The organism is uncultured Megasphaera sp., from assembly GCF_958350005.1.
Lineage (GTDB): Bacteria > Bacillota > Negativicutes > Veillonellales > Megasphaeraceae > Megasphaera.
On record NZ_CATWFF010000063.1, the window covers coordinates 1 to 11,082 of the forward strand.

Sequence of the window (11,082 nt, forward strand, 5' to 3'; positions counted from 1 at the left end):
AGTTTATATGTTTTCTGCGTTCTGTTTTTTAGACAAGCTGGAAATGGCAGCTGCCGTCAGAACGATGATACCGCCTACGATCTCCCTTGTCGACGGTACTGCGCCCAGGAAGAGAAAAGCCATCATAATTCCATATACAGCTTCCATGCCGCTGATCATGCTGGCCTTCTGGACGGTAATCCGCTGCAGACCGTTGATAAACAGGGAATGAGATACAGCTGTGCCTACGACCCCCAGGAGGAGAATCAGCCCCAGGTCATGGAAAGACCACGATGCCGGCACAATCCACAAAGCCGGCAGCAGCACTGCCGCTGCGACTGCCTGTTCATACAGGCTGATGACAAATCCGTCATACCGCTGCGACAGCCAGCGATTGACCAGGGACAGAACAGCATAGGCAAAACTGGCAAACATGCCGACTGCCACGCCAAGGGCAATATCGCCTGAAAAGGCATCAGGCGGTACCAGAATGAGAACACCGGCTACCATAATACAGGCCAGTACAACATGGCGGGCCCGCAGCTTTTCTTTGAAAAACAGAGGTTCCAGAAAAACGGCATACAGAGGAAATGCCGACGCCGTAATAGCGCCGATGGCAACATTGGCAATCTGCACAGACGCAATGAAGCTAGTCCAGTGAAGTGCCAGCAGCGATCCCATAAGCAAAAAGGCCAGGCCGTCCCGCTTCGACAGCCGTCGTATATGAGTCCCCTTTTCCTTGATGTACATGTATAATACAGGCGAAGAACAGAGGACACGTCCCAGGGTAATAAGAACAGCCGGTATGGCAATGCTTTTGCTCAGCACGCCGGACAGTCCGAACAGCATGACGGCAACGTGGACTTGCGCTGTATAGGCTGTCGATAGTTTCATCCCAATCCCTCCTAAAAAAAACGCGGAACCTCCTTTTGCCGCAAAACCGGGCAAGATGAGGTTCCGCATCCTTGCAGATATATGAAATACTTAGTTTTTCAATACAGCGGCGCAGCGGGCACACAATGTCGGGTGATCCGGGTCAGAACCAACGGATGCGCTGTGAATCCAGCAGCGTTCGCACTTTTCATGGGTCGACGGAGCGACAACGGCTTTCATATTGCCGTGATCTTCGCCGGCAACGGCTTCAGCCGGTGCATCGCCATTAACCAGAGAAACTTCACTGACAATGAGCAGCGTTGCCAGCTGATCCTGCCACTTACTGAGGAAATCGTAATCTTCGCCAGATGCATAAATAGTGACAGCTGCATCGAGGGCGTGGCCAATCTTTTTATCTTTCCGGGCGCCTTCGAGAATACGGGTCAGGTCGCGGCGGTACGACAGGAACGTATTCCACCGTTCTTCCAGATCAGCATCAAGGTATTCCTTATGTGCCTTGGGCCAGTCCGTAAGAAGAACGCTTTCTTCTTTGCCTTCTGTCTTGGGCATGTACTGCCATACTTCTTCAGCCGTAAAGGACAGAACCGGCGAGATAACTTTAACCAGTGTATCCAGAATCTGATACATGGCAGTCTGGGCACTGCGGCGTTCGAGGGAATCCTGTTTTTCCGTATACAGGCGGTCTTTGATGACATCCAGATACATGGCGCTCAGGTCGACAGTGCAGAAATTGTGAATAGCATGGTACATGACATGGAACTGATAGTTTTCATAGGCATCGGTTACCGTTTCATAGACCTGTTCCAGACGCAGGAGTGCCCATTTATCCAATTCAGTCATATCCTGGTAAGCTACAGCATCCTTTGCCGGGTCGAAATCATCCAGGTTGCCCAGGAGATACCGGAAGGTATTGCGGATCTTACGGTATACATCGGAAAGCTGTTTCAAAATCTTCGGCGACAGGCGAATATCACCCTGGTAGTCTGCCGACGATACCCACAGACGCATAACATCGGCGCCGTACTTTTCAATAACTTCCTGAGGAGCGACCGTATTGCCGACAGATTTACTCATCTTGCGGCCTTCGCCGTCGACAGTAAAGCCGTGGGTCAGGACGCTGCGGTACGGTGCAATGCCGTTGATGGCAACAGACGTCAGCAGGGACGAGTTAAACCAGCCGCGATGCTGGTCAGAGCCTTCCAGATACATTTCGCAGGGATAATCCAGATCCGGATCGTGTTTCAGCACGCCCTGATGGGTACAGCCGCTGTCGAACCATACGTCCATAATATCTGTTTCTTTATGGAAGTGAGTGCCGCCGCAGTGCGGGCAGACAAAGCCGTCCGGCAGCAGTTCCTTGGCATCGTGTTTCCACCAGGCATCAGAACCTTCTTTGGCAAACCACTGCTGCAGATGTGCAATCGTATCGTCATTAATAACGTATTCGCCGCAGTCATCACAGTAGAAAATAGGAATAGGCACGCCCCATACGCGCTGACGGGAAATGCACCAGTCGCCGCGGTCGCGGATCATGTTGTAAATCCGTTCATGACCCCACGACGGAATCCACTTGACATGATCGATGGCATCCAGTGCTTTCTGACGATAGCCGTCTACAGAGGAGAACCACTGTTCCGTAGCCCGATAAATAATGGGGTTCTTGCAGCGCCAGCAATGGGGATACTGATGGCGGAACGTACTTTTGGCAAAGAGCGCGCCCAATTCGGCCAGATGCTTAATAACCGGCACATTGGCATCGAAGACGAACATGCCCTCATATCCGGGTACTTTATCCGTATATTTGCCGGAAGCATCAACCGTACCGATCGGTTTTACGCCCCAGGCAGCATATTTCATGCACACATCAAAGTCATCCTGGCCATGGTCAGGAGCGGTATGTACCAACCCAGTACCGGCTTCCAGCGTGACGTGGTCGCCCAAAAGGACGGGAACTTTGCGGTCGTAGAAGGGATGCTGGAAGACGAGGCCTTCGAGCTGCTTACCCATCATGACTTCCGGCAGTACTTCGTAGTTTTCTACTTTGCCGGCTTTCATGGTCGGTTCTACCAGATCTTTTGCCATGAGCAGGTATTCATCGCCTATTTTGACCCATACATATTCAAAAGCTTCATTGGCACTGATAGCCAGGTTACACGGAATGGTCCAGGGCGTCGTCGTCCAGATGAGGGCAAATACCTTATCCGGATCGGCACCGGCCGGCATATGGCAGTTCAGATCGACAGCCTTAAACTTGACGTAAATGGAGAAAGACTTATCGTCTTTATATTCAATTTCTGCTTCTGCCAGGGCCGTTTCGCAGTACGGGCACCAGTACACGGTTTTCAGGCCTTTGTAAATATAGCCTTTTTTGGCCATTTCGCCAAATACGCCGATCTGAGCAACTTCAATGTGCTTCTGCAGTGTCAGATAGGGATGATCCCAGTCACCGAGAACGCCAAAGCGGACGAAATCGGCCTTCTGTTCTTCTACACGGGCCAGAGCGTAATCGCGGCATTTAGCCCGCAAATCGAGAGGCGCCATTTCGTGGCGGTTCAGGCCCGTATCTTTGATGACGGCATGTTCAATAGGCAGGCCGTGTGTATCCCAGCCGGGAACGTATTTGGTATAGTGACCGGTCTGGGTCTTATATTTCAGGATAATATCTTTTAATACCTTATTCAAAGCATGACCGATATGGAGTTTGCCGTTGGCATAGGGAGGGCCGTCATGCAGAATAAATTTGGGAGCGCCGTCTCGTTTCTGCAGGCGCTTTTCATAAATTTTGTGTTCCTGCCAGAATTTCAAAAAGTCCGGTTCCCGTTTCGGCAAATTGCCGCGCATGGGGAAATCGGTTTTCGGCAGATGCAACGTCTTACCGTAATCCATTAGAGTTCCTCCTCAAATAAAAAATAGCGTCTTCATCCCAAAGGGACGAAGACGCTGAATCACCGTGGTACCACCCTACTGACTGCCTGTGCAGCCTCTCTGACGCAAATAACGGCGCGGCCCCGTCGGCTGGTTCACAGCCGCAGCTCCCAAGTGATCCGCCTGCATCTCGTCTTTCCCGGGCTTCCACTCTCCCCGGTTCGCTGCAAAGACAGGCGCGCAGGCCGTCTTGTTCATGGCTTTATACTGATGGATGTTCCTGTACAATCCTTGTACATAGACGTATTGTAATCGTTTGACCATCATTTGTCAAGCCATTTGCCATGCCAATTATACACCTTTATCTGCGCCAGAACGCACTGAGGGCAGCCGCAATAGGAGCGGTAAAAATGACGCCGAAGCTGGCAGAAAAGCCTTTCATGATTTCTACGCCGACAGAGTTGGAATTAATGAGCTGCAAATACGGCAGGTCATAGACATAATCCAGGGTCCACACGCCAAGGGAACCGCCGAAAAAGGCCAGGATCAGCGTAGCTGACATAGTACCCATTACATCGCGTCCTACATTCATGCCCGCCCAGAACAGGGCTTTGCGGCTGATGTCTGGATTATGCTTTTCAATTTCCGCACAGGCTGAAGTAACATCCATGGCAATGTCCATGACCGCACCGAGACTGGCAAAGAGAATGCCGGCAAATAAAATCTGCCCTACATCGATCATCGTATTCTGGGCGACAAACATGAGATTTTCGATGTTCGACACGTTATATCCCGACAGGTTGACGGCGTGGCCAAAGAGAATTGCTGCCAGGCCAGCAGTCAGAATGCCGCCCAACGTGGCTACAAAGGCAACCATACTTTTTTTTGACCAGCCATTGAGCAGATACATCGTCGCCGCCAGGACGACACCGGACGTGACAACAGCGGCTACAACCGGCCAGATACCGCGGAAGATCATGGGGAAAAAGAGCCAGACAAAGCAAATAAAGGTAAACACCAGGGCAACGGCTGACTTCAGACCTTTTTTCCCGCCAATGATGCTGAGCAGGACGAGGAAGGCTGCAATATACAGGTAAATGGGCCAGGACCGATCGGCATTATATACCGTGTGCAGATCGAGAGAGCCGACAGTACTGGAAATGACGACGACGTCCATGCCAGGCCGGCAGACCGTGCCGAAGAGCAGACCGTTCGGGCAGTTGGCCTTAACGATTTCTCCGGCATGGTCACCGCTCTGAATCTGCAGAGACACGATCTGATCACCGGCACGGGAGCCGTTTTCCTGCAGATTATCCTGCAGTACTTCCAGTACGCGGGCTTTTTCAAAGACCCGTCCATCTGTATTGACGAGCTGCGGCTTCTCTACCTGATTATAGCCGTGCAGAAACCAGCCGCCCAGCACGAGCAGCACAGCAATAACGATCAGGCGCACCCAGGCTGAATGAATTTTCTTCATGCAGAACTAGTCCTTCACAATGCTGTACGAGCTGTCAATAGGCGTTCCCGTTTCGACATCGTATGTATTAATCGTAAAGGTATCCTTCGTAATGCGGATGACGGAATAGGTCGGACGCCAGGTCTGGCTGCGGGCAGCGACATAGTCCTGCTGCTGCGGAATGAGGTTGTAGAACTTAGAGCCTGTTGCCGAGTTGGCAGACATGTAGAATACGCCTTTCGGATTCCGCAGGACGCCCTGTTTCATATCAGCAATGGTATAGCACAGGTTCTGCGATTCGTAGTTGTTTTTGAATTCCTGGTTTTTCAGGGCTGCACTCAGCAGGTTATGGGCCTGTCCGCTCTGCCCCTTGACTTTCATGTCATCAAAGGTAGCATGGTCTTTGCCATCGCTGCTCAGCTGATACGTACGGGCATAGGTATGATCATGGCCCTGGAGAACGACGTCAATCTTATTGGCATCGTAAATCGGTGTCAGCTGGGTCCGGAGCAGAATGCCGTCTGAATCGGAATGATCGAGGCCGCTGCCGTAAATGTCCTGATGCATGACGACAATACGCCATTTCGTATCGGGATGAGCTTTGACGGCTTTTTCAATCAGAGCCTGGTGGTCAGCTGCATTGTAGTTATTGGCATTGATGACGATAAACAGGGCATTGCCGTAGGTATAATAATAGCCGTGACCGGCTTTCGTCGGATTCGTTTCTTCTGTAAAGGGATTCGGTACGTTGAAGTGATTCTGGTAGGCAGCTGTCATGGAATCGTGGTTGCCAATAGTAGTAGCTTCCGGCAGGCTGCGCAGTGCTGCAGCCGAGAGATAGCCGGCATACTGGTATTCCTGCAGCTGGATTTTATCGGCATTCTGATTGGTTGCCGGTTCGTTGATCTGGTCCCCAGGAGATACGAGGAAGTTGATTTCCGGATGCTGTGCCAGTGCCGTATTCAAGGTCTTGTTCCAGTTATATGAATCATTCCGTGCTGCAATATCGCCGTTCTGTTTTTCCGTGCCGTCTGACGGAACCTGTCCGGCAGAAGCACCGATCTGCGGGTCACCGACATACATGAACGTGAAATCATCGGGGTTGCCGGTCTTAACCTGCTGCGCATCCTGCCACTTACCGTTGAGTTTGACCTGATACCAGTAGGTCTGGCTCGGCTTCAGTCCCTGAACGGTAACTTTGTTCGTATAATAGGTTACGCCGCTGATGACCGTGCCTTCCTGACAGATGCCATCAAAGGTCTTTGCCTGTTTCATGGCCTGGTTATCAGCAACACGAACGACGGCTTTATCCGCTTTGTCTTTAGAATACCAGCCAAAATTCAGCTGCGATGCATCGGCACCGGGGGCAATGGATACGTGTTCATAATTGGTTTTAATCGTATCCCACTGCGATTTCCACTGCTGCCAGTCCGTGGCATCGGCAACAGCTGTCTTCGTCGTAACCTTGGGGGTCAGCGACGCATCATTCCAGTGTTCTGTAGCAGCAAATACGCCGACAGAAGCCATGCATAATACAGCAGCTACATAGGCAGCTGCAGCTTTTTTTCCTTTGACGATTCGAAATGGATTCATCGTATTACATCTCCCTTTACCAAATACTAAGGATAAAACTGTAATCAGAATAAACTTCCCATGTAAAAAGAGCTGTCCTTTTCCGTAAAGTCTGCGTAAAAAACGCATCTTCCCGAGAAGATGCGTTTTATGGCTCCCTATGTACATTGTATGTATCAGCCAATCAGCGATGGTTTTTGGCATCCTGACTGACAAAGGTTCCCGTCCTTGTATCAAATTCCGGACCTGTATAGTCTGTAGAGATCACAATGGTCCCGTCTTCCATCTGTTTCTGCAGGGTCATCAGCTTGGTCTGAATTTCTGCCGGTACATCAGGGCTTATGGCCAGCCGGACAATGGAGCTGTCTTCCAGGCCGATTTTTTTCACTGTACCGGCCTTCCATGTCCCCTGTTGATAATCCTGAGCAGCATGGACCAGGGCCACGCTGGAATCGGCAACGGCTGAACCGATAAAGACAGGCGACTCTTTCGTCCAGTCAATGACATTGCCAATTTCCCGTACCTTGCCGCCAGTGCTGGCAGCGGCCTCGGTTACACCGCTGCGTCCGCCGTTCAGCATCGTATAAATCACATCGCAGCCAGCCTGAATCTGCGCTTCTGCTGCCTCTTTGTTGACAGCAGCGTCATCGAGATTTCCTGTAAAGGTCGAATACAATACTGCCTTGGGATTGGCATATATCAGGCCATGATAAAAGGCAGCCCGCGCCTGCAGTCCCGGCTTGGGCCAGGCACCGGAAATATGGCCGACCTTGCCGGTCCTGGTCATATACCCGGCCAGAGCGCCGGCTAAAAAGGCGCTCTGTTCCTGATTGACCGCATAACTGCTGACATTTGTACCCGTTACATTTCCCTGAATGACGGCAAACTGAATTTGCGGATACGCTTTGCTGACCGTCGAAACGGGACCATTCATCTGCCCGCCGTGACCAATAATAAGGCGAGGGCCCTGACTGGCCAGTTTTTCCAGTTCTGCCGTCAAGGCGGCCCGATCAGATACAGCTGACACATCAGATACGCATACGACGCGAGGCGTCACTTCTGCAGCAATACGCTCATATCCGCGATATCCCGCTTCCATAAACCCATTGTCATGGGCCTTTCCCGGCAGCAGGACTGCAATTTCCGCTTTTTCTCCCGGTGCAGCCGTTTCTACGGTAACAGCAAGGGCACCTAAAGGGATAGAAACAGCAGCGGCTGCTAGGGCTATCGTCGATTTCCAGTTCATAAAAGAGTTCCTCCTGTCTTTATACCTTATACCGTTTCATAATGCTTAATAAGAGCCTGAGTCCCCAAATTGCCATTGTCGGCATCCTGAGCCTGCAGGGCTTCATAATTCTGCAATACCTGGGCCAGTATTTCCAGCGACAGGCCGGAAGCATTTGACTCCTGGCGGGCAATTTTCATATCCTTAATAAAGTGTTTCATGTAAAAACCAGGCGCATAGTCGTGGTGAATAATTTTTTCTCCAAAAGCATTCAGCTGTGCACTGCCGGCTGCGCCTGTTGCCAGGGAGCGAAGCAGTACTTCCAGATCCAGCCCTTTTGCCTCAGCATAGGCCAGGGCTTCGCACACACCGGACAAGGCACCGGCAATCATGATCTGATTGGCCATTTTCGCATGCTGGCCGCTTCCGGCTTTGCCCTGATAGTTAATATTCGTCCCCATAGCCTGGAACAGAGGAAGGCAGGCATCAAAATCGGCCTTGTCTCCGCCGACCAGGATGGATAAGGTCCCCTGTATGGCTCCTGTATCGCCGCCGGTTACCGGTGCATCCATGACGTGAAATCCCATCTTCTTCCCCTGCTCATAGATCCGTTCTGCCAGGGTAGGACTGGTCGTCGTCATATCGATGAGATACGTCCCTTTAGCGGCACTGTCCAGTATATTGCCTTTCTGGAAATATACTTCTTCCACATCTGGCGGAAAGCCGACCATGGTAATAACGGCATCGCATCCCTGCACACAGGCCGCAATGGAAGGATAAAAACGAGCACCTTCTGCTATGACATCGTTTACTTTTTCCCTGTTCCGCGCGTATATCTGCACCGTAAATCCAGCTTTCATCAAATTCCGGACCATAGGCTTGCCCATAATGCCAACACCAATAAAGCCAATTGTCTTCATCTGTTCTGCCTCCTTTATCTGCACTATCATCGAATATACATAGTATACCATTACGCCAGATACATGGAAACAAAAAAAATCCTCACTACCATCTGTAGTAAGGATTCTTGTGGTGGGCGATAATGGATTCGAACCATCGACCCCCTCGATGTCAACGAGATACTCTAACCAACTGAGCTAACCGCCCTCAATATATGCCGCTCTGTGCGACTTCTTTAGTATATCGTAAGATAACATATCTGTCAATACGTATATTGTACATTTTACCAGCGAGCCGCCTGTTTTCCCCGTTCCAGCATATATGCCATCTGCTGCATCGACACCGGGCCGGAATGGCGTTCCTGTATGCGTCCGCCCTGTTGAATCATAACCGCCTGCGGCACGTCGTATACATTATACGCATCAGCCAGGAACACAGGAGCCGTGTAGAACGGCATGGTATAGGAACTGTTCTGATAAAACGTGCGGGCTTCCTGCTCTGTACTGCCAAGAGAAAGAACAACAAAATATATGTCCTTTCCATACCGGTCATACAGGGCCTGCAGCTGTGGCAGCTGCTGCTTGCTGGCATCACTCCAGGGCATCCAGAAAAACAGATATACTGGCTTTTTATTATACAGTTCTCTCAGCTCTGCAGAACGTCCGTCAATGGTCTGTATCTGGCCGTTCGGCGCCAGCACTTCTGTTTCTGCCTGCATCATCGCTTTGGCTGTCTTTTCTGCTTCTTTTTTGGCAATATCCGGATCTTTTCCCGTCCAGAACGTGATCATCAGGCCAATCAGTACAGCAGCAATCGTATAAATCACTATGTGTTTTCGACATCTTTCTGTATGCATAAGTTTCATCCCTGTCTGTCCAGACAGTACATCACAGTATTAAGTGCTTGACTTATAGTGCACTCCATCCTGTATAGTAATAAGAGTTACTACAGGAGGTTTGATACCATGAAAATAAAAGAAGTAAGTGCCTTGTTGGGCCTGTCAGCAGATACACTCCGATATTATGAACGAATTGGCCTGATACGAAATGTTCATCGCGACAAAAACGGCATCCGCAATTATTCGGAGGAAAACTGCCAGGTTATTCAGTTTATCAAATGCATGCGGGCTGCCAACATATCCATTGAAGGGTTAATCGAATACACTGATCTATATGCCCAGGGAGACAGTACGCGAAATGCGCGCAAAGCAATTCTCATGCGGGAACGGGACCTGCTGAAGCAGCGTATTGCCCATATGGAAGAAGCCCTGGAACGGTTAAACAAAAAAATCGCCGCTTTTGACAACTGCCAGTTATAACCGTTTCCTGTCTGCAGTATGTATGTTATTATATCCTGTACCACTGACACCGTCAATGCAAAGGAAATATCCTATCCGTACAGAACCATACCCATACAGAATACACCAGGGGCCTTGCTGATACTTTCAGATCAGCTAGGCCCCTGGTGTGTTTAGCAAGTTTCTCTATCCTCTTTACCGGCTGTGTTTGCGCCGCCACCAGATAAATCCATACAGCAAGGCAACAGCAATGACCAGCACAATAAGCCGTCCCCAGTGTTCCTGTATTCGCAGCAGATCATGGCCCAGCCATACTTCCACAACAACAGCCGGAATCTTTCCTATGGCATTGGCAATAAAGTGATCCCGATAGGAAATGCGGCTCAGCGCACTGAACGCCGTGACGACAACATTGGGTGCGTACGGAATAGCCCGGCCAATCAGTACAGTCCGCAAACAGCTGTATGAATCCAGTTTTTCCAGCATGTGACTCTGACGAATCACCTTGCGGGCCTGTCCCCGCAGCAGCGTCCGGGTCAGACGAAAACTGATTTCAATACCCAGGACTTCCCCGATCCAGGAGATGACAATACCCGGCCAGAGGCCAAAAATGACGCCGTTAACGGTCAGAAAGGGAATGGATGGAATGCCGATGGCATTGACAAAAGCCAGCATGAAAATGCTGATGACAATGGCAGCATAGCCAAAAGATGCAATATATTCCGTCAGCCCATCCAGATCTCCCCGTACGGTCAGCCGCCACATGGTGGTGTAAAAGTCAGGCAGGACCAGCTGTATACTCCATAAAATAAGGATGACTCCTGCAATTCCGCCAAGGCGCAGTGTCCATCCTAACGCTTTATCTGTCATACAAACGATACCCTCATATAATAC

The 11,082-nt window shown here is 50.5% G+C and carries 9 protein-coding genes and 1 tRNA gene; 1 reads left to right on the plus strand and 9 read right to left on the minus strand.

Translation table 11 applies throughout. The features are described 5' to 3' along the window. Nucleotides 1–3: 3 nt before the first annotated feature. The 8 genes from Q3886_RS05150 to Q3886_RS05185 form a co-directional block, all read right to left on the minus strand. Nucleotides 4–873 carry a DMT family transporter gene (locus Q3886_RS05150; protein WP_301860100.1) on the minus strand — a complete coding sequence of 290 codons (870 nt, stop codon included), beginning with the start codon at nt 871–873 and terminating at the stop codon, nt 4–6. Between the two features lie 90 nt (nt 874–963). Continuing rightward, nucleotides 964–3,759 carry an isoleucine--tRNA ligase gene (ileS, locus tag Q3886_RS05155; RefSeq protein ID WP_301860101.1) on the minus strand — a complete coding sequence of 932 codons (2,796 nt, stop codon included), beginning with the start codon at nt 3,757–3,759 and terminating at the stop codon, nt 964–966. A 340-nt stretch (nt 3,760–4,099) separates the two neighbouring features. Beyond that, nucleotides 4,100–5,215 (minus strand): YibE/F family protein, encoded by a 1,116-nt coding sequence (locus tag Q3886_RS05160; protein ID WP_301860102.1) that lies wholly within the window; start codon nt 5,213–5,215, stop codon nt 4,100–4,102. 6 nt (nt 5,216–5,221) lie between these two features. Further along, nucleotides 5,222–6,787 (minus strand): metallophosphoesterase family protein, encoded by a 1,566-nt coding sequence (locus Q3886_RS05165; RefSeq protein WP_301860103.1) that lies wholly within the window; start codon nt 6,785–6,787, stop codon nt 5,222–5,224. A 163-nt stretch (nt 6,788–6,950) separates the two neighbouring features. Beyond that, a complete protein-coding gene (locus tag Q3886_RS05170) occupies nt 6,951–8,012 on the minus strand; it encodes a BMP family protein (RefSeq protein WP_301860104.1) in 1,062 nt (353 codons plus the stop codon). A 26-nt stretch (nt 8,013–8,038) separates the two neighbouring features. After that, complete coding sequence (locus tag Q3886_RS05175; RefSeq protein WP_301860105.1) at nt 8,039–8,911, minus strand: NAD(P)-dependent oxidoreductase; 873 nt, start codon at nt 8,909–8,911, stop codon at nt 8,039–8,041. Between the two features lie 110 nt (nt 8,912–9,021). Beyond that, a tRNA-Val gene (locus Q3886_RS05180) sits at nt 9,022–9,098 on the minus strand. A gap of 76 nt (nt 9,099–9,174) precedes the next feature. After that, on the minus strand, nt 9,175–9,717 hold the full coding sequence (locus tag Q3886_RS05185) for a TlpA disulfide reductase family protein (protein ID WP_301860106.1): 543 nt from the start codon (nt 9,715–9,717) through the stop codon (nt 9,175–9,177). Nucleotides 9,718–9,855: 138 nt separating this feature from the next. Here Q3886_RS05185 and Q3886_RS05190 point away from each other — a divergent pair, with 138 nt between their 5' ends. Then, entirely contained in the window at nt 9,856–10,209 is a 354-nt protein-coding gene (locus Q3886_RS05190; protein ID WP_301860107.1) for a MerR family transcriptional regulator, read from the plus strand. Between the two features lie 174 nt (nt 10,210–10,383). Here Q3886_RS05190 and Q3886_RS05195 read toward each other — a convergent pair whose 3' ends face one another. Further along, nucleotides 10,384–11,058, minus strand: a complete 675-nt coding sequence (locus Q3886_RS05195) for a TVP38/TMEM64 family protein (RefSeq protein ID WP_301860108.1) — start codon at nt 11,056–11,058, stop codon at nt 10,384–10,386. Nucleotides 11,059–11,082 lie beyond the last annotated feature (24 nt).